General features: G+C 38.7%; 19 protein-coding genes and 1 other RNA gene. 13 read left to right on the forward strand and 7 right to left on the reverse strand.

Annotated elements, in window-relative coordinates; genetic code table 11:
* Positions 1–109: 109 nt before the first annotated feature.
* Together glnG and glnL are read right to left on the reverse strand one after the other, a co-directional pair.
* Positions 110–1,594: a nitrogen regulation protein NR(I) gene (glnG, locus tag CQZ96_RS01410; RefSeq protein WP_105712468.1), complete on the reverse strand. Its 1,485-nt coding sequence runs from the start codon at positions 1,592–1,594 to the stop codon at positions 110–112.
* Positions 1,584–2,690: a nitrogen regulation protein NR(II) gene (gene glnL, locus CQZ96_RS01415; protein ID WP_034613940.1), complete on the reverse strand. Its 1,107-nt coding sequence runs from the start codon at positions 2,688–2,690 to the stop codon at positions 1,584–1,586. The genes glnG and glnL overlap by 11 nt, the downstream gene beginning before the upstream one ends.
* A gap of 363 nt (positions 2,691–3,053) precedes the next feature.
* Here glnL and rimO point away from each other — a divergent pair, with 363 nt between their 5' ends.
* The 12 genes from rimO (at position 3,054) to lpxA (ending at position 15,496) form a co-directional block, all read left to right on the forward strand.
* Complete coding sequence (gene rimO / locus CQZ96_RS01420; RefSeq protein WP_004719723.1) at positions 3,054–4,397, forward strand: 30S ribosomal protein S12 methylthiotransferase RimO; 1,344 nt, start codon at positions 3,054–3,056, stop codon at positions 4,395–4,397.
* A gap of 65 nt (positions 4,398–4,462) precedes the next feature.
* Positions 4,463–5,191: a UMP kinase gene (pyrH, locus tag CQZ96_RS01425; RefSeq protein WP_004719725.1), complete on the forward strand. Its 729-nt coding sequence runs from the start codon at positions 4,463–4,465 to the stop codon at positions 5,189–5,191.
* Between the two features lie 125 nt (positions 5,192–5,316).
* Entirely contained in the window at positions 5,317–5,871 is a 555-nt protein-coding gene (gene frr / locus CQZ96_RS01430) for a ribosome recycling factor (RefSeq protein ID WP_004719727.1), read from the forward strand.
* Positions 5,872–5,878: 7 nt separating this feature from the next.
* Positions 5,879–6,631, forward strand: coding sequence for a polyprenyl diphosphate synthase (gene uppS / locus CQZ96_RS01435; protein WP_004719730.1), 753 nt, complete (start codon positions 5,879–5,881; stop codon positions 6,629–6,631).
* The gene (locus tag CQZ96_RS01440; protein ID WP_004719733.1) at positions 6,631–7,455 is read left to right on the forward strand and encodes a phosphatidate cytidylyltransferase; all 825 of its coding nucleotides are present in this window, start codon (positions 6,631–6,633) and stop codon (positions 7,453–7,455) included. Before uppS ends, CQZ96_RS01440 begins: the two co-directional genes overlap by 1 nt.
* Entirely contained in the window at positions 7,456–8,652 is a 1,197-nt protein-coding gene (gene ispC / locus CQZ96_RS01445) for a 1-deoxy-D-xylulose-5-phosphate reductoisomerase (protein ID WP_004719735.1), read from the forward strand.
* Between the two features lie 2 nt (positions 8,653–8,654).
* Positions 8,655–10,010: an RIP metalloprotease RseP gene (gene rseP, locus CQZ96_RS01450; protein WP_105712469.1), complete on the forward strand. Its 1,356-nt coding sequence runs from the start codon at positions 8,655–8,657 to the stop codon at positions 10,008–10,010.
* Between the two features lie 36 nt (positions 10,011–10,046).
* The gene (gene bamA, locus CQZ96_RS01455; RefSeq protein ID WP_105712470.1) at positions 10,047–12,620 is read left to right on the forward strand and encodes an outer membrane protein assembly factor BamA; all 2,574 of its coding nucleotides are present in this window, start codon (positions 10,047–10,049) and stop codon (positions 12,618–12,620) included.
* 43 nt (positions 12,621–12,663) lie between these two features.
* A complete protein-coding gene (locus CQZ96_RS01460; RefSeq protein ID WP_004719741.1) occupies positions 12,664–13,149 on the forward strand; it encodes an OmpH family outer membrane protein in 486 nt (161 codons plus the stop codon).
* 3 nt (positions 13,150–13,152) lie between these two features.
* Positions 13,153–14,223, forward strand: coding sequence for a UDP-3-O-(3-hydroxymyristoyl)glucosamine N-acyltransferase (gene lpxD, locus CQZ96_RS01465; protein WP_105712471.1), 1,071 nt, complete (start codon positions 13,153–13,155; stop codon positions 14,221–14,223).
* 2 nt (positions 14,224–14,225) lie between these two features.
* Entirely contained in the window at positions 14,226–14,711 is a 486-nt protein-coding gene (gene fabZ, locus CQZ96_RS01470) for a 3-hydroxyacyl-ACP dehydratase FabZ (protein WP_004719745.1), read from the forward strand.
* Positions 14,708–15,496 (forward strand): acyl-ACP--UDP-N-acetylglucosamine O-acyltransferase, encoded by a 789-nt coding sequence (gene lpxA / locus CQZ96_RS01475; RefSeq protein WP_004719746.1) that lies wholly within the window; start codon positions 14,708–14,710, stop codon positions 15,494–15,496. Before fabZ ends, lpxA begins: the two co-directional genes overlap by 4 nt.
* Before the next feature lie 73 nt (positions 15,497–15,569).
* Here lpxA and CQZ96_RS01480 read toward each other — a convergent pair whose 3' ends face one another.
* Positions 15,570–16,406, reverse strand: a complete 837-nt coding sequence (locus tag CQZ96_RS01480; protein WP_228722802.1) for a YbgF trimerization domain-containing protein — start codon at positions 16,404–16,406, stop codon at positions 15,570–15,572.
* A gap of 380 nt (positions 16,407–16,786) precedes the next feature.
* On the opposite strand from CQZ96_RS01480, the gene ffs reads away from it, so the two are divergent.
* Positions 16,787–16,883, forward strand: an RNA gene (ffs, locus tag CQZ96_RS01485) — signal recognition particle sRNA small type.
* 384 nt (positions 16,884–17,267) lie between these two features.
* Here the strand turns inward: ffs and CQZ96_RS01490 are convergent.
* The 4 genes from CQZ96_RS01490 to recA form a co-directional block, all read right to left on the reverse strand.
* Positions 17,268–17,894: a regulatory protein RecX gene (locus CQZ96_RS01490; protein ID WP_105712473.1), complete on the reverse strand. Its 627-nt coding sequence runs from the start codon at positions 17,892–17,894 to the stop codon at positions 17,268–17,270.
* 201 nt (positions 17,895–18,095) lie between these two features.
* Positions 18,096–19,526, reverse strand: coding sequence for a class I adenylate-forming enzyme family protein (locus CQZ96_RS01495; protein ID WP_105712474.1), 1,431 nt, complete (start codon positions 19,524–19,526; stop codon positions 18,096–18,098).
* Position 19,527: 1 nt separating this feature from the next.
* Positions 19,528–20,376, reverse strand: coding sequence for an SDR family NAD(P)-dependent oxidoreductase (locus CQZ96_RS01500; RefSeq protein ID WP_171287862.1), 849 nt, complete (start codon positions 20,374–20,376; stop codon positions 19,528–19,530).
* Between the two features lie 146 nt (positions 20,377–20,522).
* Positions 20,523–21,566: a recombinase RecA gene (recA, locus tag CQZ96_RS01505; protein ID WP_004719755.1), complete on the reverse strand. Its 1,044-nt coding sequence runs from the start codon at positions 21,564–21,566 to the stop codon at positions 20,523–20,525.
* Positions 21,567–21,571 lie beyond the last annotated feature (5 nt).

Raw genomic sequence — 21,571 nt, forward strand, 5'->3', positions numbered from 1 at the left:
ACGATAAAGTTTAAATTTCACGAGGCTATTTTTCACCATGAGCCAATAAAAAACAACCATATTCTTACGAAATATGGTTGGAGTAAACTTTATATTTATGAATGGCTTATTATTCGGCTAAAACAGTTTTGTCTTCCTCTTCATCATCTTCAGCAGAATCCATGCCTAATTCTTTGAGTTTGCGGGTTAAAGTGTTACGCCCCCAACCTAAGAGTTCAGCAGCATGACGTTTACGGCCACGGGTTTGTTGAAGTGCTGCGATGATCAAAGTACGTTCAAACATTGGGGTGGCAATGTCTAAAATTTTCATTTCACCATTTTTAAGCTTTTGAATCGCCCATTGCGCCAGTAACTCATCCCAATGATGTAATGCAACACGGTCGATACCAGCTTGCGCTTGACCTTGATCATCAGATTTATTGATTGGAATTTGTTTTAATTCTGACGGTAAGTCTTCTGGATACACTTCACGGCCTGTGATCATCACAGTTAACCAGCGGCAGGTATTCTCGAGTTGACGTACGTTGCCTGGCCAAGGCAGTTTTTGAATATACTCTTGCGTTTCTGGGCGTAAAATTTTTGGACTAACCCCGAGTTCTTTACCCGCGCGTGCCAAGAAGTGTTGCGCCAACATCGGAATATCTTCAGAACGATGAGCAAGTTTAGGAATATGAATACGAATGACATTTAAGCGATGATATAAGTCTTCACGGAAACGGCCATCATTGACCAATTTTTCTAAATCTTGATGTGTTGCTGCCACGATACGAACATCAACACGAACTGGAATATGACCACCAACACGATAAAATTCACCATCTGCCAAAACACGGAGTAGACGTGTTTGTGTTTCAAATGGCATATCACCAATTTCATCTAAGAATAAGGTTCCACCATTGGCTTGTTCAAAACGACCTTGGCGTTGAGTATTGGCACCAGTAAATGCGCCTTTTTCATGACCAAATAATTCAGTTTCAATCAAATCTTTTGGAATAGCAGCCATGTTTAAAGCAATAAATGGTTTACTGCTTCTTGGTGAGTGGCGATGTAAAGCATGCGCAACTAACTCTTTACCTGTCCCAGACTCCCCGTTGATCAATACGGTAATATGCGATTGAGATAGACGTCCAATGGCGCGGAAAACTTCCTGCATTGCAGGGGATTCACCAATAATCTCAGTAGATTGAATTGGAGTGACTTTGGCAGATTCTTGTTGTTGCAGCTTGTTGATGTGCAAAATGGCACGATTCACCAGTGCAAGTGCTTCATCAATATCAAATGGCTTTGGAAGATATTCAAAAGCACCTGTTTGATAGCTCGATACTGCAGATTCTAAATCTGAGTGTGCTGTCATAATAATCACAGGCAGATCAGGATAACTTCCTTTGACTTTTCCTAGGAAGGTTAAACCATCAATGCCGGGCATACGAATATCAGTGAGAATGACATCTGGCACATTGCTTGGAAGCTGATCTAAAGCAGATTGTGCTTCTTCAAAACTGGTGACATCGAAGCCTTCTTCTTTAAATGTTTTTTCCAAGACCCAACGCATAGCACGGTCGTCATCGATCACCCAAATTTTATTATGCGACATGGTTAGACTCCCAAGGTAGATATAAGCTAAATACTGTTTTTCCAGGAACGGATTGGCATTCAATCATTCCGTTGTGTTGATGCATGATATTTTGTGCGATGCTTAAGCCAAGACCTGTTCCTTTGGCACGGCCAGTCACAAGCGGATAAAACACGGATTCTAAAATTTCTTCAGGAACACCAGGGCCATTGTCTTCAATATCAATACGAATGGCTGATTTATTCAGTACGCCATTAATCGTCACCAAACGTTGAATGCGTGTACGCAACATCAGTTCAGGTTGATGATCAATAAAAAACTCACGATTCTCAGTCATCGCCTGTACCGCATTGACACTAATATTGAGCATCACTTGAATCAGTTGATCGCGATCTGCTTTGACATCAGGCAATGAAAGGTCATAGTCTCGTGTGATTTTAATTTTTTTCTTGGTTTGATTTACAATTAAAGAGCGAACACGTTCAAGCGGTTCATGCACGTTGACCAGTTCGTAGCTCGGGAGCTGACGTGAACCCAGCATAGTATCAGCAAGGTTTCTTAAACGATCGACTTCACTGATAATAATATCGGTGAACTCCGCATATTGTGGATCATTTAAACTACGAGCAAGCAGTTGAGTTGCACCACGAATTCCACCTAATGGGTTTTTGATTTCATGTGCAACACCTCGAATCAGTTGCCGTGCAACTTGGTGTTGTTGAATCAGGTTTTCTTCTTTAGAAATTTTAAGCATCCGATCAATCGGATTTAATTCAATTAATAGTAATGGGTGATAGGGTCTTCCTGTATTTAACTGCGACACGGAATAATCAACATGCATGTCTTTAAAGTTAACATTGATAATCGCTTCACGGCGTGTATAGGCTTGACCTGTTTTTATTGAGTTGTTTAATGCTTCCAAGGTATTAAAGCTATCATTTGGTGCATGTAAAATATTAATCACTGGCTGACCTGCCGCACGAAGCAAGCTAATATCAAACAATGCTTCGCATGATGAATTAAGATAAAAAATATTTAAATTACAATCGACCAAAAGAATTGCAGTGGTTAAATTATCCACAAGCAATCTATAATCAATTGTTGGGTATTGATCCATTAGCAGAGCTTTCCTGTCTTTAAATAGCGCAATGGCATCTGCACCTCGTTTTCTATTTTCCCGAACATGGGTGATTGAATCGGTTAAATCGTCCTGATATAAAGCAAGATGCACGCCAACTTTTAAATACTGCGCAGTTTTCTTACATGAATGATAAAAATTGCGCATTTACTGCGCTTTATTCAAGTGTAAAAACCTGCATTCATATTACGCTATCATTATATTGTTCCAAAATGGTGCATTGTAGTAATTTAATTATTTGATTGGATGTATTTTGGTGCATTATACAAAGAGTGCAGTTTCCACCTGTTTTTATCTCTTGAAAAGTCATACAATACGCGGATTATAGTGGAGCGCAGATTCATGAAGTCCCCCAAAGTCGGTTTTGTATCTTTAGGTTGTCCTAAGGCATTGGTAGATTCTGAACGCATTTTAACGCAGTTAAAGACTGAAGGTTATGATGTTGCATCAGATTATGAAGGTGCTGATTTAGTTGTTGTGAACACCTGTGGTTTTATTGAATCTGCAGTACAAGAGTCTTTAGACGCAATTGGTGAAGCCATGAGCGCCAATGGTCGTGTGATTGTCACAGGCTGTTTGGGTAAAGATGAAGATAAAATTCGCCAGATGCATCCAAATGTCTTAAAAGTGACAGGTGCGGCGGCGTATCAAGATGTGATGGAAGCTGTCCATCAGTATGTTCCAGAACCACCGAAACACAATCCTTTTGTAGATCTTGTACCTGAACAAGGTATTCGTTTAACACCTAAACATTATGCTTATTTAAAAATATCAGAAGGCTGTAACCATCGTTGCACATTCTGCATTATTCCAAGCATGCGTGGTGATCTTGTGTCACGTCCTGTTGGCTCTGTATTAAATGAAGCACAGGCGTTAAAAAAAGCGGGTGTAAAAGAAGTCTTGGTGATTTCTCAAGACACCTCCGCTTATGGTGTAGATACCAAATATAAGCTTGATTTCTGGAATGGTCAGCCTGTTAAAACCAAATTCTATGACATGTGCGAAGCGCTTGGTCAGTTAGGGATTTGGGTGCGATTACATTATGTTTATCCATATCCACATGTGGATGCGGTTATTGACTTAATGGCACAGGGTAAAATTCTTCCGTATCTAGACATTCCTTTTCAACACGCCAGTCCGCGCATCTTAAAATTGATGAAGCGACCAGCTCATAGTGAAAACACCTTGGAACGTCTAAAATTATGGCGTGAAAAATGTCCTGAATTGGTTATTCGTTCAACATTTGTCGTAGGTTTTCCAGGCGAAACTGAAGAAGATTTTCAAATGTTATTGGACTGGTTACAAGAGGCGAAACTTGATCGTGTAGGTTGCTTTACCTACTCACCTGTAGAAGGTGCAACAGCCAACGATTTGCCTGATCATGTGCCTGAAGAAATTAAGCAACAACGCTATGAACGTTTTATGGAAGTTCAACAAGCGATTTCTGCTGAAAAACTGCAAAGTCGTATTGGCCAAACCATGACGGTTTTAGTGGATGATCTTGAAGAAGAATTCCCAGTCGCAGTTGCACGTTCTTATGCAGATGCACCTGAGATTGATGGTAATGTTTTTGTTGAAGATATTGATAAGTCAGTGATAAAAGCTGGTGATTTACTTGAAGTCGAAATTACAGATGCAGATGAATACGATTTATTTGCCAAGTTGATTCGCGTTAAATCAGCTTAAGTGTTGCCGATTTCGATTTGATTAAATACGAATAAAATTGTAGATATAAGTATTGGAGTTTTGTGATGTTAGATTCTAAAAAGCCACGCTATGAGCGAATTTTGCTGAAACTTTCGGGTGAAGCGCTTGCGGGTAATAAAGACATGGGGATTGATGCCCAAGTCTTAGATCAAATGTCTTTATCTATTGCTCACTTGGTTGGTTTGGGTGTGCAAGTGGGTATCGTGGTGGGTGGTGGTAACTTATACCGTGGTAGTCAATTGCAAAAAGATGGTTTGGTTGGCCGTGTAACGGGTGACCAAATGGGTATGCTTGCCACAGTAATGAATGGCTTAGCATTACGTGATGCTTTGGTTCGCCGTAACATCAAAACCCGTTTAATGTCAGCATTACCAATTGGTGCAGTAGTTGAAGCCTATTCAAGCCGTGATGCAATTCGCCACTTAACTCAAGGTGAGGTGTGTGTATTTGTTGCAGGAACAGGTAATCCATTCTTTACAACGGATACTGCAGCGTGCTTACGTGGTATTGAAATTGAAGCAAATCTTATTTTAAAAGCCACTAAAGTTGATGGTGTCTACAATAAAGACCCAAGCAAATATGATGATGCTGTTAAATATGACCATTTAAGTTTTGATGAAGTTTTAGATGAGAAACTTGGTGTCATGGATTTAACTGCAATTTGCTTATGCCGCGATCACAATGTGCCACTTCAAGTATTTGATATGAACAAGTCTGGTGCTTTGCTTTCTGTGGTAATGGGCGAAAAAGAGGGCACTCACGTTACAAACTAATGTACGTGGGTAGTAAAGCTCTTTATACTACTGCAATTTTAGATTAGGGTGTATTGACACTTCGCCTGTTTATGAAATGTCATTAGACCCCATACACATTTAGATAAATAAGTAAGGAAGATCATATGATTAACGATCTTAAAAAAGACGCAGAAGACCGTATGAATAAGTCATTGGAGTCTTTGGAACATGGTTTTGCAAAGGTTCGTACAGGTCGTGCGCATCCATCGATCCTAAATGGAGTTATGGTTCCTTACTATGGTTCTGACGTGCCGTTAAACCAAGTGGCTAACGTGGGTGTTGAAGATTCACGTACTTTGTTGGTGCAACCATTTGAACGTTCAATGGTTTCTGCAATTGATAAAGCAATCCGTGAATCAGATTTGGGCTTAAACCCAGTAACTGCTGATGCGATTCGTGTGCCAATGGCAGCTTTAACAGAAGAAACACGTAAAGATATGCAGAAAGTTGCACGTAACGAAGCAGAAAATGCCAAAGTTGCGATTCGTAATATTCGTCGTGATGTTTTAGGCGATATCAAATCATTATTAAAAGATAAGGAAATTTCTGAAGATGATGAGCGTCGTGCAGGTGATGATATCCAAAAAATTACCGATAAATTTGTTGCTGAAGTGGACAAACGTCTTGCTGCGAAAGAAGCTGAATTGATGAAGGTCTAAGATTTAAATGACCACATCTGAAGACAACCATCTTCCAAAACATGTTGCCATCATCATGGATGGCAACAATCGTTTTGCAAAAAAGAAACAACTGCAAAAAGGTGATGGACACCGTGAAGGTAAAAATGTCCTAGATCCGATTGTAGAGCATTGTCGTAAAGTTGGCGTTCAGGCGCTTACTGTGTTTGCTTTTTCAAGTGAAAACTGGAATCGACCACAGTATGAAGTTGATTTGTTAATGAAATTGTTGGAAGACACAATTCATGAGCAAATTCCACGGATGGAAAAATTCGAAATTTCGTTGAGATTTATTGGTGATCGTAGTCGGCTTTCTCCAGAGCTACGTGAATTAATGTTGCATGCTGAACAAAGGACTGCTAAGTTCAGTAACATGACTTTAACAATTGCAATTAGTTATGGTGGTATGTGGGATATCGCAGATACTGCACGTAAACTTGCGCAACAGGTTAAAGATCAACAAATTGATGTGAATCAAATCAATACTGAGTTATTTGCACAACAAATAAGTTTGGGGGATTTGCCACCCGTGGATTTATTGATTCGTACAGGCGGTGATTACCGACTGTCTAATTTCTTACTGTGGCAGGCTGCATACGCTGAGTTATATTTTACTGAGACATTATGGCCAGAATTTACAGTGCAAGAGTTGGATCATGCGTTCAATATTTTTTCAGGGCGTGAAAGACGTTTCGGAAAAACCTCTGAACAAATTCAACAAGAACATATAGAGAATTTATAATGTTAGAGCGGATTATAACCGCATTGGTATTGGTGGCAGTTGTACTGAGTTGTATGTTTGCAACAAAATCTCAATATCCAATGTTAGTGTTAATGATTATCGCAGCTGGGGCAGCAGGTTATGAGTGGTTTAAACTCATGCCACATGAATCTGACCATGTGAAGAAAATTAAAGCTGCTGGATTCGGCGTATTGACCGCTTTTTTTTCAGGGTTAGCATTATATTTTAATGATTTGGCGCTTATTCTTTGGAGTGCCTCTATTCTCACTTGGTTGTGTAGTCTGTATTGGGTAAAACATTATCCTGAATACGATGGCTGGTACAATATCACTTTAAATATTGTTGGCTTGGTTCTAATCAGTGCCGCAGTTACCGCTATTTTTGAAGTTTGGAAAAGCTCGCCTTGGTGGTTGATGTACCTGTTCCTGTTGGTTTGGGGCGCGGACAGTGGTGCATATTTTGTTGGGCGTAAATTTGGTAAGCGTAAACTTGCGCCAGATGTGAGTCCAAACAAATCAATTGAAGGTTTGATTGGTGGGATTGTCACTGTTGCGATTGTGATCATTGTGGTTCAATCGATTTACCTACATTTAACGCTTCCACAACATATTCTTTTCCTAGTTTTGTCTATTGTGACTGTGTTTAGCTCTGTGCTTGGCGACTTGTTTGAATCTATGATCAAACGTCGTGCAGGAATTAAAGACTCAGGTCGTATCCTTCCAGGACATGGTGGGGTGCTTGATCGTATAGATTCATTGCTTGCTGCGGCTCCGTTTTTTGCGGCTGGCATGTATGTTTTAAAACTTATTGGTGTAGATTTATAGATGTCACAATCTGTTTGTATATTAGGTGTTACAGGTTCTATTGGGCGCAGTACTTTAAAAATTTTACAACAGCATTCGGACCAGTATTCAGTTTTTGCAGTGACTGGATTTAGTCGAATCAAAGAACTCAGTGAAATATGCAAACAATATCGACCGAAATGTGTTGTTGTACCATCGGATAAAGTAGATGAGTTACAACAGCTACTTGCTATACATCATATTTTTGATATCGAAATCCTCACAGATGAAGCAGGGCTTATCACCGTATCGGAACATCCTGATGTAGATGTAGTGATGGCAGCAATTGTTGGTGCAGCAGGATTGTTGCCTACTTTAGCCGCAGTGAAAGCAGGTAAGCGCGTTTTGCTTGCCAACAAAGAAGCCTTGGTGATGTCTGGCGATATTATGCTTCAAGCAGCTAAAGATCATCATGCTTTGTTACTGCCTGTCGACTCTGAACATAATGCTATTTTTCAATGTCTTCCTCAAAATTATTTACAGATTCAATCCAATGGTGAGCCTCAATTGGGGGTCAAGCAAGTTTTGTTGACTGCTTCAGGCGGCCCATTTTTAAATTTTAGCTTAGAACAATTAAAAACTGTAACACCTGCACAAGCCTGTAAACATCCAAATTGGTCGATGGGACAAAAAATCTCGGTAGATTCTGCAACCCTGATGAATAAAGGTTTAGAATTGATCGAAGCATGTCATTTATTTTCAATTAAAGAACAATTTGTTACAGTTGTTGTTCATCCACAAAGTATCATTCATTCAATGGTTCAATATGTGGATGGTTCAACTTTGGCTCAAATGGGTAATCCTGATATGTGTACGCCGATTGCGCATGCACTTGCATGGCCTGAGCGGATTCAAACTCATGTCCCGCCTCTGGATTTATTTGTCCATTCACAACTCGATTTTCAAGCGCCAGATATTACGCGTTTTCCATCGCTTAAACTGGCTCGAAATGCTATGCAGGCGGGTGGATTGGCACCTTCTATTCTCAATGCTGCTAATGAAATTGCTGTGAGTGCTTTTTTACAGCAAAAAATTGCGTTTTTAGAAATTTCACAAGTGGTTGAACATACCTTAAATCACGTTCAAAATGGTTTGGCAGATTCGATTGACACGATTTTGCAGACAGATCAACTTGCGCGCCAAGTTGCTTCACAACGCATTACACAATTGGGAAGCTGATCATGAGTGTTCTATTTATCATTGTTGCTGCCATATTCTTACTTGGTCCGTTGATTGCGATTCATGAATTTGGACATTATTGGGTTGCACGTAAACTCGGTGTAAAAGTACTGGTCTATTCGATTGGTTTTGGTCCAACTTTGTTGAAGTGGACATCGAAAAAATCAGGCATCCAATATCAACTTTCAGCATTACCACTGGGTGGTTATGTCAAAATGTTGGATGAGCGTGAGGGGAATGTTAGTGCGGAAGATTTGCCGTTAGCATTTAACCGTCAGCCACCATGGAAGCGTATTGCGATTGTTGCTGCAGGTCCATTGATCAATTTGATTTTTGCAATAGTCCTGTTCTGGATTCTATTTCTTCCTGCACAAGAGCAATTAAATACTCGTGTTGGTGCAATTCTACCCAATACTCCTGCTGCAACAGCTCAAATGCAGATTGGCGATAAAATTGTAGCTGTAGATGGAACCGATGTCAGCACTTGGGAGAAACTCAACTATGCCATCGTTGACCGTGTTGGTGAAACAGGTCATATCGATGTTCAAGTTGAGCGTAATGGTCAGCCGCAGGGTTTTGCTTTACCGATCAAGAATTTCTTAAAAGACCAAAGTCAGTCACCATTTGATGTATTGGGTTTTACCCCATATCGTCCACAGATTCCTGCAACTGTTTATAAGTTAAGTAGTGATGGCGCTGCTATTCGTCAAGGGATGAAAGAAGGTGATCAGATCATTTCAATCAATCAAGTGAAAATGAAAGATTGGTTTGATGTGGTAGATGTGGTACAAAAATCACCTGAAAAGTTACTTAAAGTTGATGTGTTACGCCAAGGGCAGATTGTACATTTACAAGTAATGCCGCAAGGTAAACGTGACAATATGGGAAATGTAACAGGTATGTTAGGTGTGCAAGCACAGACTGATAAACTAACAATTCCTACTGAATATAAACAAACAATTCAATATAATCCTGCTGAAGCTTTTGTTGTTGCTGTTGAAAAGACTGGGCAACTTTCAGCAATGATTTTGAATTCGATGGTGAAAATGGTGCGTGGTTTAATTGGCTTAGATAATTTGTCGGGTCCAATTACTATTGCAAAAGTCGCCGGTCAAAGTGCTGAAATGGGGTGGCAGACATTCATTTCATTTATGGCTTTGATGAGTGTGAGTTTGGGGATTTTAAATTTATTGCCTATTCCGATGTTAGATGGCGGTCATTTGGTTTATTACATTATTGAAGCAATTCGTGGTAAGCCTGTTTCTGAACAAATACAATTGGTTGGGTTAAAAATTGGTATGGTACTGCTTGGTAGCATGATGCTTCTTGCAATATTTAATGATTTTATGCGTTTATAACGCAATTGTGGATTAACTTACTGGAAAATAATAGGCATGCAGCACTCACATTTATTTATGCCATTAGCGCTCGTTAGTGCGATGGCAGCTGTACAGCAAGTACAAGCGGCAGATGAGTTCATTGCACGTGATATCCGTGTGGATGGCTTGGTTCGTTTAACGCAACAAAATGTTCTTGCACTTTTACCAATAAATAGTGGTGACCGTGTCAATGATCCTGCAATTGCGGATTCAATTCGTGCTTTGTATGCTTCAAATCTTTTTGATGATATACAAGCATCGAACCAAGACGGTGTCTTGGTGTTTAAAGTGATTGAGCGTCCAGTAATTTCAAAAATTAATTTTAAAGGCAATAAACTGATTCCCAAAGAAGCTTTGGCGGATGGTTTAAAGAAAATGGGCTTGGCCGAAGGCGAGGTGCTTAAAAAATCTGCCTTACAAACTTTAGAAACTGAGTTGGAGCAGCAATATGCTCAACAAGGTCGTTATGATGCAGATATTAAAGTTGACCAAGTTGCTCAACCAAATAACCGTGTTGAATTGAATATCAATTTTAATGAAGGTAAACCTGCAAAAGTCTTTGATATCAATATTATCGGTAATACGGTATTTAAAGAAGACGACATTAAACAAGCGTTTGCGGTAAAAGAGAGTGGCTGGTTATCGGTTATTTCTCGAAATGACCGTTATGCACGTGAAAAAATGTCAGCAAGTTTAGAATCATTACGTGCACTGTATCTCAATAAGGGTTATATCAATTTTGATATTAACAGTTCAAATCTAAATCTCAGTGAAGATAAAAAACATATCTTTATTGAAGTTTCAGTCAATGAAGGTGAGCAATTTAAATTTGGTGAAACTAAATTTTTAGGTGATGCTCTTTATAAGACTGAAGATCTACAAGCGTTGCAAATCTATAAAGATGGCACAACGTATTCTCAAGAAAAAGTCAATGCTGTAAAGCAGTTACTACTCCGTAAATATGGTAATGCAGGTTACTACTATGCAGAAGTAAATGTAGTTCCTGAAATCAATAATGAAACCCATATTGTTGACTTAAATTACTATATTAATCCTGGTCAACAAGTGACTGTGCGTCGTATTAACTTTACCGGTAATACCAAAACTGCGGATGAAGTATTACGTCGTGAAATGCGCCAAATGGAAGGTGCTTTAGCGAGTAATGAAAAAATTGACTTGTCTAAAGTCCGTTTAGAACGTACTGGCTTCTTTAGTAAAGTTGATGTTAAACCTGTTCGTGTACCGAACTTACCAGATCAAATGGACTTGAATATTGATGTTGAAGAGCAACATTCCGGTACCAGTACATTGGCTGTGGGTTATTCTCAGAATGGTGGTATCACATTCCAAGCAGGTTTAAGTCAAACCAACTTTATGGGTACAGGTAATCGAGTTTCTATCGATTTATCTCGTTCAGAAACCCAAGATTACTATAATTTAAGTGTCACTGATCCATATTTTACTATTGATGGTGTCAGCCGCGGTTATAACATGTACTACCGTAAAACAAAGTTGAATGACGACTATAACGTTAACAACTATGTGACGGATAGTATTGGTGGTGGTGTTACATTTGGTTATCCAATTGATGAAAACCAAAATATTAGTGCGGGTCTAAACATTGATCAAACTAAAGTAACCACTGGTGCTTATGTTTCTACCTATGTACGCGATTATTTGTTAGCGCATGGTGGTAAGCAAACCGATACAAGTAGTTATTGTGCTGGGTCATATAAGTCACAAAAAGATATTGATACTGAAAAAGGTAAGCCAGCACCAAATCCACTGCCTGAAGGCTATGATTTAGCAACGAATTGTGTTGATGACAAATTTGATACATTGGCCTTAGATGAGTATGGAAGTGCCTTTGAAGGTAAGTTCTTAACTTATAATTTAAACTTGGGTTGGTCATATAATACACTGAACCGCCCAATTTTCCCTACAAACGGTACTTCACATCGTGTCAATGCTGAAATCGCATTACCAGGTAGTGATGTTGAATATCAAAAAGTTACTTACGATGCACAGACTTATTTCCCATTAGGCCGTGATTTCGTATTACGTGGCTACGGTAAGTTGGGTTATGGTAATGATTTACCATTCTATAAAAACTTCTATGCAGGCGGTTTTGGTTCAGTCCGTGGTTATGACAACAGTACATTAGGTCCAAAATACCCGGGTGTGACCTATAACGAAAGAAAAACCAAAGATTATGATCCTGAAGAAGTGGGCGGTAATGCTTTAATACAATTCGGGACAGAATTGGCTTTACCTGTTCCATTCAAGGGTGATTGGGCACGTCAGATTCGTCCTGTAATCTTTGCTGAAGGTGCGCAAGTCTTTGATACAGACTGTAGTACAGCGACTGGTGATCTTTATCTAGATGGTTCAAAAACACCAATTAATGCGAAACAGTACTGTAAAGACAATAACGATTTTGATTTTGGTAACATGCGCTATAGCGTGGGTGTAGGCTTTACATGGATTACCATGATTGGTCCACTTTCGTTGAGTTATGCATTCCCATTGAATGACAAACCGGGCGATGAAACTAAAAATATTCAATTCGAGATTGGTCGTACTTTCTAAGTACGATCTTTTCACGAGATTTAACTTAATATAAGGAACAATGATGAAAACAATGAAAATGGCCATTATGGGCTTAGGCTTGGGTTTTGCTGGATTGGTTCAAGCGGCAGGTTTTGGTGTAGTTGATCTAGAAAAAGTTGTAGAAAGTAGCACCTACTTAAAGCAACAGAATGCAAGTTTAGAACAATCGGTTAAACCGCAAACCACGAAGCTTGAACAAATCACCAAAGATATTGAAGCGTTGAAACAAAAAGCACAGGCTCAAGGTGCAAATGTTCAGCAAATTAATGCGCAATACCAAGCAAAAGTGAATGAATTCCAAACGATTCAGCAAGGTGTTCAGGCGAAAGTACAAAGCACAATCCAAAACACTAATGCAACTTTTGAGGCTCGTGTAAAGCAAGTTGCTGAACAATTGCGCCAAGAAGGTGGATTAGACTTCGTTTTGAATAAAAATTCAGCACTTGCTTATGACGCAAAGAGTGATTTAACTGCTAAAATGATCCAAAAGGTTAATGCAATTAAATAATCAATGAAATCAAATCGTTTTCATCTCGATGAATTAGCTCAGCTTGTACAAGGTGAGCTAATTGGTCAACCCAATTATGTTTTAGATGGGCTTGCAAGTTTAGAACATGCGCAATCCAATCATATTTCTTTTGTAAATAACGACAAATATTTGAATGAAGCTCAAAACTCTAAAGCCGGCGCTTTGATCGTCACGGCAGAGTTAAAAGAACAGCTTACAAATTGCCAAAATTTTATTGTTGTCCGTAATCCCTATCTTGCCTTTGCGATTTTAACCCATCAATTTGAAGTTAAAGTAAGCAAACGGGGTATTGAAAGTACTGCGCAAATCTCTCCTTCAGCAATTATTGCAGACGATGCTTATATTGGTCATTATGTTGTGATTGGTGATGATTGTGTGGTCGGTGCAAATACAATTATCCAATCGCACAGCAAAATTGATGATGGTGTTGAAATTGGCAAAGACGGTTTTGTCGATTCTCATGTGACCATTACAGGCGAAACAAAAATCGCAGATCGTGTTCGGATTCATTCCAATACTGCAATTGGTGGAGAGGGCTTCGGTTTTGCACCTTATCAAGGAAAGTGGAATCGTATAGCTCAATTGGGTTCTGTACGTATCGGAAATGATGTGCGTATAGGTTCAAATTGCAGTATTGATCGTGGTGCTTTGGACGATACAATCATTCATGATGGTGTCATTATTGATAACCTTGTGCAAATCGCCCATAACGTGCAGATTGGCGAGAATACTGCCATCGCAGCCAAGTGTGGTATTGCGGGCAGTACGATTATTGGCAAAAACTGTGTTCTTGCAGGTGCTGTTGGTATCGTAGGGCATATAAAAATCACTGATAATGTCACAATTACTGGAATGTCAATAGTCACAAAAAGTATTTCTGAGGCAGGTTCTTATTCTTCAGGTACTGGACAATTTGAAACAAATCATTGGAAAAGGACGGTTGTGCGCTTAAGACAATTAGCAGATGTGCCATTGACCAAACTAGTGAAACAAATAGATCATATGCAGGCTCAAATTGAGTCCATTGAATCAACTTTAAAGTCGCGTAAATAATTATGACTGAGTCTAAATCTCTACCTTTTACGGTTCCTGAATTACCAATGCAAACCCAAACGATTCGCGAGTATTTGCCACATCGTTATCCATTTTTGCTTGTCGATCGTGTAACTGAAGTTACAGAGAATGGGATTGTAGGATACAAAAACGTTTCAATTAATGAAGAATTTATGCAAGGTCATTTCCCAGGCTATCCAATTATGCCGGGTGTTTTGATCGTTGAGGCGATGGCACAAGTTTCTGGTGTGCTCGGTTTTATCATGAATAATGAAAAACCAAGACCAGGTTCTTTGTTCTTATTCGCTGGTGCTGAAAAAATACGATTTAAAAAACAAGTCGTACCAGGCGACCAACTCGTGCTAAAATCTGAATTACTCATGCAAAAACGTGGCATTTACAAGTATTTATGTACTGCCAGTGTTGACGGCGTGGTAGCAGCAACCGCTGAAATTATCATTTCTCATCAGAAATTAGAGCAGGCATGAGCAATAACGACTTAATCCACCCAACCGCTATTATTGACTCTTCTGCAGTGATAGCACCAGATGTCCAAATTGGACCATATTGTATTATTGGTCCGCAAGTGACGATTGGTGCTGGTACCAAACTTCACTCACATGTTGTGATTGGAGGCTATACACGTATTGGTGAAAATAACGATATTTTCCAATTCGCAAGTGTAGGTGAAATTTGTCAAGATTTAAAATACCAAGGTGAAGAAACTTGGTTAGAAATTGGCGACAACAATAAAATCCGTGAACATTGCAGCTTACACCGTGGCACTGTTCAAGATCGAGGCCTAACCAAAATAGGAAGCAATAACCTATTGATGGTGAATACGCATATTGCACATGATTGTTTGATTGGAAATAACAATATTTTTGCAAATAATGTCGGCATCGCTGGCCATGTTCACATTGGCGATTTCGTCATTGTGGGCGGGAATTCAGGTATCCATCAATTCTGTAAGATTGATTCTTATAGTATGATTGGTGGTGCATCACTGATTCTTAAAGATGTTCCTGCTTATGTCATGGTTTCAGGTAATCCTGCGCATGCTTATGGTATGAATGTTGAAGGGATGCGTCGTAAAGGCTGGTCTAAGAATGTGATTCAAGGCTTAAGAGAGTCGTTTAAATTGATCTATAAAGAGAATTTAACCACTGAACAAGCCATTGAAAAAATTCGTCAAGAGATCCTTCCAGAAGTTGAAGAAGTCCAGTTATTGATTGATTCAGTATTAGAATCTAAGCGCGGTATCGTGCGTTAATTGTTAAAGATTTCAATAAAAAAATGCCTCTATTGAGGCATTTTTTTTATTGTCTAAATTGTGAATAAGCGGATTAACCTTTTTTGAAAAAACCTGCTTCTTCTGATTTAGGGTAGGTGCTTAACAGTTTGCTTTTATAGACATTCGCAGTTTGTGTGTTCTTGTTGACATCTTTGGCAATACTATAAAGTTGGTATAAAGCACGCGGTGCTTTAGACGAGTTTGGAAATTTAGCTGCCACGATTTCATAGTTTTTCTTGGCTTCATTGTAATTTGGTGGATCAATTGCCAATTGGAACTCTGCTAACCAAAAATAAGCATTTCCAGTATAAATACTGTTTGGGTAGTTTTTAATAAAGTTTTGCATAGGGGCGATGGCTTGTTTTGCACCGCCTTTTTTATAGGCATCTAAAGCAATGGTATAAGCTGCTTTTTCCAGTGCAACAGGATCACTGGTATTGTTGCTACTGTTGGTCGGTGTTGGTGCCGTGCTATTCGTTGTAGCTTTGCTTGCAGTGGTTGTTTGATCGGTTGCGGTTGAACTATCGACAGGTGCATTTTCAGCAGGTGCTTGTTCTGGTTGATTGCTTTCAGGTTCAAGTTTCTGATTGAGCAGTTCAAGACGCTGATCTAAATCGGTATAGCGGTTGGTGAGTTCTTTGTTTAGTTGATCAATGGCATGATCTTGTTCTTCAATCTTGCCACGTAATTCACGAATTTGATTTTCTAATTGTTGATTCTTTTGTATTAAATCCCAATTCATATTTCCAGCAATGGGTGCTGGTGAATTTGTTACATCATTTCGAGATGATGCAGTATCACTTAATCCACGAGATTCTATAGGGATTGCATATAAAGATGCTGAACTGAGTAAGGCAATAGAAAACAGGGCATGCTTTTTTAGCATAATTTAAAATCCATCAAAGTCAAAATTTCTCAAATACACTGATATGGGCTATTTGAAAATCAATAATTGTTATCATTAAAAACGGCTAGGGACGGAATTGCAAGATGCTTTTACAATCTTCAGCTAATTCTAATGTAATATGAAGCGTTTTTGTATTTTAAAGCCTGTCATCTATGAAGTAGTGCTGAGATAAAATTCAGTAGAAGATTGACTGATGCTTGATAAGTTCAAAGAGCTATTGAAAAGAAAAGTTAGAATTTCTGTTAAAAATTAACCATATTGATGATGAAATAAGCAAACGAATGAATAACTTGAGAAAATCACAATGTTAGGCTTGAAAGAAAATTAAAAATCTCTATACTCTGTTCTTGCAATGGTAGCCCTGCTGGTGGTTTCGCAATTGTACTCTGAAAACCCCGCCAGGACCGGAAGGTAGCAACGGTATCAGAAATACGATGTGCCGAGATTTTGCTAGTAGGGCTGCCACCAGATTTCTAAATCTACGAATAATAATAACTCAATATATCCATTCGATTTATATCCTGCATTTTGAAAACATCTTTGCTATTTAATTTCTGAAAATTTTATATTCTCAATCTTTAGACCATCTGATTTAATTCAACCATCATTTTTTAGTCGTGACTAAAGATCTATCACTCTTATTGAGCTTATATTGAAAACACGCTTATAGTTTTATCGATGAATGAAATGATAGCTTGTACAGCGCTAAAAGATATTGGATCTGCTTAGAATTTATAAGAAATCAAAAGTGAGGAGGGAATTCTATCAATAGATTTTCAACCTAAGATTCTAACCCTACCTATTAATGAAAAGTTGATCTTGAATTGTATCGACTAGCCATCATCAATCATCACTTGGTTTTTTTGAAATTGCTTTCATAATCGCATCCATTTCAAAACCACGATATTGTAAAAAGCGAATTTGTTTGGCTTTAATTTTTGGATCTTTACTGACCTCTGTACCATATTTTTTTACTTTCAATTGGTAGGCCTGTTCATACCAATCAATTTCTGCAATATCCTCTTGTACTAAGGCTTTATCCAGTTGTTTGGCACGTAAAGCCAGTTTGATTCGATTCGGGCCCTTACCTCTACGGACTTGGCTACGCACAGTCATTTCCGCGACACGTTGGTCACTTTGGTAGTTATTCGCTGACAACTCATCAACCAAAATTAAAACTTCCTCACGGCTTTGCGCATAGGTCATCAGCTTTTCAATCAGATCAGCTTTGGAATATTCTTTTCGAGTCAACACCGCAAAAGCATAAGAACGCAAACGTGTACCTGTTAAGCCCTGTGGTTTGGGTGCAAGATCCTGTTCCGCATTAAAGGCGTGTTCATCATTTGCAATGCCAGAATCAAGTTCTGCAGGTTGGGATGTAGAATGCTGATACTCTGTTGTTTCCTGTTCACCAAATTGCTGTTTGAGTTTTTGGTAATCTAACAATTTGGGAAATTTTGCTTGGCTCATAGCTATTGATAACAATCTATTTATTTCAGAGATAAACGCTAGTTTAGCTTTAATTCACTTTTTTAACAGTGCAAATGCTATACGGATGAATTTTCCTTCTCCTAAATATCAGAAGATATAAGGGAGTATAAAGGGGAAGATAAGCAGATATCAGGATTTAAATTTTTATTCAAAACACTTCATGTCGGAGCTTAATACCGTCTAAACTGGTTTACCGATACTGTCCGTTTCTATTCGATCAATGATTCGAATTGATTTAGGACGAAGGTAGCGTGGAGTTTGGCCGCTAATCCATAATTGTAATTCTTCAATATTGAGTACCTGATTGAGAATAATGTCTACTGCCAAGCATTGTCCAAGATCAGCATCATCTATAGCATAAGCGCGTGCAAATTTGATTGCGCTATGGGTATATAAAATATTTTCCAAATCAATCGGGTAAACATTTACTCCACCGCAAATTAACATATCATCAGAGCGACCTTTTAAATAATAATAACCTTCAGCATCTTGTACGGCTAAATCACCGCACTGTAGCCATTGATTCGGTGTAATTGACCAAGCACATTTGCTCCATAAGATACCGATATTGCCATTTTCTAAAGGCTGACCCGTAGAATCGACAATTTTAATTTGTACACCTTGAATAGCTTTTCCAATACTTTCAGGATTTCGTTTTAAATCAGCTGTTGTTGCCAAGAGGTTAATTCCACTTTCAGAGCTGCCATAGAGATTGAACAGTTGTATCTGAGGATAGTGCTGTAGGGCGTGTTTGACTAAATTCGCACTTAAAGGCGCGCTACCTGTAATGATGTATTGAACTGAGCACAGAGGAGCGTTCAGTTCAATTAAACGGTATAAAATAGTGGGCACTAAGTTTAAACAATCAATTTGATGGTGTTTAATCAGTTGCTTGGCTGATTGCGGATCAAAACGTTTTTGCAAAATCACAGTTTTATGAAAGCTCAGCGCCATCAAACTCGCAGTTAAACCTGCCGCATGGCAGAGTGGTGTCATCACAAAAATTTGCTTAATTTTAAAAAATTTTAGTTTCCTGAGCATGAGGTCTAACAAAGGTAAACTTTGTAGTGGTTTAGATTGCCTTGTCGCAACTTTAGGAATTCCTGTTGAACCAGAAGAACAGACACTTATTTTATTAAAATAAGTCGGTTTTATACGAAATTTCTGCTGAGTACTTGGTGGAGGAATAAGCGTAAAATTTTGGATATTGAGTTGAGTGAATGTATCTAAACCGCCAATAAGATGCAGTTGTTTCTGGTCAATTAAAGCTTGAAGTTTATGCTGTACGAGGCTGGGGTTAACGATAATGATATCTTTACCTAAACGGCTCAGTGCAAACAAGGCCGCCAAGCTATCTAGGTCTTGTTGCATCATTAAACCAATCTGTTGCGGAAGTTGCTTTTGCTTATGTGTTTTTTGCCATTCACAAATAAGTTGGTCAGTTCTACATTTTAATTCTAAAAAGCTAATTTGACGATCATCAATAATAAATGCTGTTTTATCTTTTTGAATACGTGTCTGTGAATCTAAAATACTATATAAATGAATACCATGTTGAATAGTGCTATAGCATAAACTTATGCACCATCTTAACCAAAAGATCCATTTCATCTTATAACTTTCGCTTGAGTAAATGTTTATAGAAATAATAAATCGGTGTGATCAACAATATTGAACCAATCTGTGCAAGCCCTAACCACCAAGGTTGCCATTGTCGTTTACGATAAATTAGGCATGTAAGAATCGCTTGAGCAGCGTCTTTTGCTTGCATCGTTGGCATTTGCTGATATTGTTTGGTGGGTAAAATCATTCGTGTACGAACTAAGGGCAAGTAGACTAAGCCTGCGTGTACTTCATGAACCGCCAATTCTGGTTGAATGGCAAGAATCCACTGTTGCATTGCGGTTTTCGAAGCTTGATAGGTTGACCAAAATGGCGGGGCAAATAGTTTGGCATTGATGGTTGAAACCACAATAATTTGTCCTTGATTGTGTTTTAAATCAGCTAACAATAAACGGGTGAGTTGGGCAGGGTTGATATAGTTAATCGCAATGGTTCGATTGATATCCTGTGGGCGATCCAAGCTATCCCAAACAGAGCGCTGAATTGATTTTCCTGCATTATGGACCAATACATCAATCTGAATATTGCGTGCTTTTAGGCTTTGAAAAATATCTTCTGCGGCATCGGATTGATATAAATCTGCGCAGATGATTTCAATATGGCACGAATAAGATTCTAATTCACTTTTGAGTTGTACAAGTTTATCTGTACTGCGTGCAATCAGCACAAGCGTGCATTGTGTATTGGATAACAGCCTTGCACATGCTTCACCAATCCCAAAACTTGCCCCTGTAATTAAAATGGTTTTATTTTGAAAGTGTTGTTTGAGTTTATTTTTTTGAATTCGTGGAGCTCGAAAAAATAAAAATTCAGTGATTGTTCTGATTTTTTTATACATAATAATGAAAGAATCTGATTCATACGGCTTTAGCTTAGTTATAACTGAAATTTATATTAAATCAAAACGACTGTTGTTTAATTTGGTTTTAAGCATAAAAAAGCACCTCGAAAGGTGCTTGATATACTTAAAAATAAAGTTTGAATTTAAACATCTAAAAAGTCAGGCTCTTCTTCTTTCTCTTCCGCTGGTGCAGCATTGGCAGTGGTTAAAAGTTTTTCACGAATCATACGATCAAGTTCTTGAGCCAATTGAGGGTTTTCCTCTAAATGGCGAATGACATTGTTTTTACCTTGACCGATTTTGTCACCTTGATATGAGTACCAAGCACCTGCTTTTTGTACGAGTTCTTGTCCAACTGCAAGATCAACCAATTCACCTAAGTGGTTTACACCTTTACCATACATAATTTGGAAAAGTGCTTCACGGAAAGGAGGCGCCATTTTGTTTTTAACAACTTTGACTTTGGTTTCAGAACCTACAATTTCATCGCCTTCTTTAACTTGTCCAATACGACGAATATCTAAACGTACAGAAGCATAGAATTTCAACGCATTACCACCAGTTGTGGTTTCAGGGCTACCAAACATCACCCCAATTTTCATACGAATCTGGTTAATGAAGATAACCATACAGTTTGAACGTTTGGCATTACCTGTGATTTTACGTAAAGCTTGGCTCATCAAACGTGCTTGTAGACCCATGTGAGAGTCACCCATTTCGCCTTCAATTTCGGCTTTAGGGGTTAACGCTGCTACAGAATCGACAACGATCATATCGACTGCACCTGAACGAACCAACATATCTGCGATTTCAAGTGCTTGCTCACCATTATCTGGCTGTGAAACTAAAAGGTTGTCTATATCTACCCCAAGTTTACGTGCATATTGTGGATCTAAAGCATGTTCCGCATCAATAAAGGCACATGTTCCACCTGCTTTTTGGCATTGCGCAATGGCTTGTAGCGTCATTGTCGTTTTACCAGAAGATTCAGGACCGTAAATTTCAACGATACGACCTTTTGGTAAGCCCCCAATACCCAATGCAATATCAAGTGTTAAAGAGCCTGTAGAGACCGCTTCAACCGCTTGAACAGTGTTATCACCTAAGCGCATCACTGTGTTTTTACCAAATTGTTTCTCAATTTGGCTCAGTGCCGCATTCAGTGCCTTGCTTTTGTTATCATCCATCTCGT

The sequence above is a fragment of the Acinetobacter sp. MYb10 genome (assembly GCF_002980175.2).
Taxonomy (GTDB): domain Bacteria; phylum Pseudomonadota; class Gammaproteobacteria; order Pseudomonadales; family Moraxellaceae; genus Acinetobacter; species Acinetobacter guillouiae.

Excerpts from the sequence above, each read along its gene's own strand:
- glnG (WP_105712468.1), bottom strand. The coding sequence starts at position 1,594 with ATGTCGCATAATAAAATTTGGGTGATCGATGACGACCGTGCTATGCGT.
- glnL (WP_034613940.1), bottom strand. The coding sequence starts at position 2,690 with ATGGATCAATACCCAACAATTGATTATAGATTGCTTGTGGATAATTTA.
- rimO (WP_004719723.1), top strand. The coding sequence starts at position 3,054 with ATGAAGTCCCCCAAAGTCGGTTTTGTATCTTTAGGTTGTCCTAAGGCA.
- pyrH (WP_004719725.1), top strand. The coding sequence starts at position 4,463 with ATGTTAGATTCTAAAAAGCCACGCTATGAGCGAATTTTGCTGAAACTT.
- frr (WP_004719727.1), top strand. The coding sequence starts at position 5,317 with ATGATTAACGATCTTAAAAAAGACGCAGAAGACCGTATGAATAAGTCA.
- uppS (WP_004719730.1), top strand. The coding sequence starts at position 5,879 with ATGACCACATCTGAAGACAACCATCTTCCAAAACATGTTGCCATCATC.
- CQZ96_RS01440 (WP_004719733.1), top strand. The coding sequence starts at position 6,631 with ATGTTAGAGCGGATTATAACCGCATTGGTATTGGTGGCAGTTGTACTG.
- ispC (WP_004719735.1), top strand. The coding sequence starts at position 7,456 with ATGTCACAATCTGTTTGTATATTAGGTGTTACAGGTTCTATTGGGCGC.
- rseP (WP_105712469.1), top strand. The coding sequence starts at position 8,655 with ATGAGTGTTCTATTTATCATTGTTGCTGCCATATTCTTACTTGGTCCG.
- bamA (WP_105712470.1), top strand. The coding sequence starts at position 10,047 with ATGCAGCACTCACATTTATTTATGCCATTAGCGCTCGTTAGTGCGATG.
- CQZ96_RS01460 (WP_004719741.1), top strand. The coding sequence starts at position 12,664 with ATGAAAACAATGAAAATGGCCATTATGGGCTTAGGCTTGGGTTTTGCT.
- lpxD (WP_105712471.1), top strand. The coding sequence starts at position 13,153 with ATGAAATCAAATCGTTTTCATCTCGATGAATTAGCTCAGCTTGTACAA.
- fabZ (WP_004719745.1), top strand. The coding sequence starts at position 14,226 with ATGACTGAGTCTAAATCTCTACCTTTTACGGTTCCTGAATTACCAATG.
- lpxA (WP_004719746.1), top strand. The coding sequence starts at position 14,708 with ATGAGCAATAACGACTTAATCCACCCAACCGCTATTATTGACTCTTCT.
- CQZ96_RS01490 (WP_105712473.1), bottom strand. The coding sequence starts at position 17,894 with ATGAGCCAAGCAAAATTTCCCAAATTGTTAGATTACCAAAAACTCAAA.
- CQZ96_RS01495 (WP_105712474.1), bottom strand. The coding sequence starts at position 19,526 with ATGAAATGGATCTTTTGGTTAAGATGGTGCATAAGTTTATGCTATAGC.
- CQZ96_RS01500 (WP_171287862.1), bottom strand. The coding sequence starts at position 20,376 with ATGTATAAAAAAATCAGAACAATCACTGAATTTTTATTTTTTCGAGCT.
- recA (WP_004719755.1), bottom strand. The coding sequence starts at position 21,566 with ATGGATGATAACAAAAGCAAGGCACTGAATGCGGCACTGAGCCAAATT.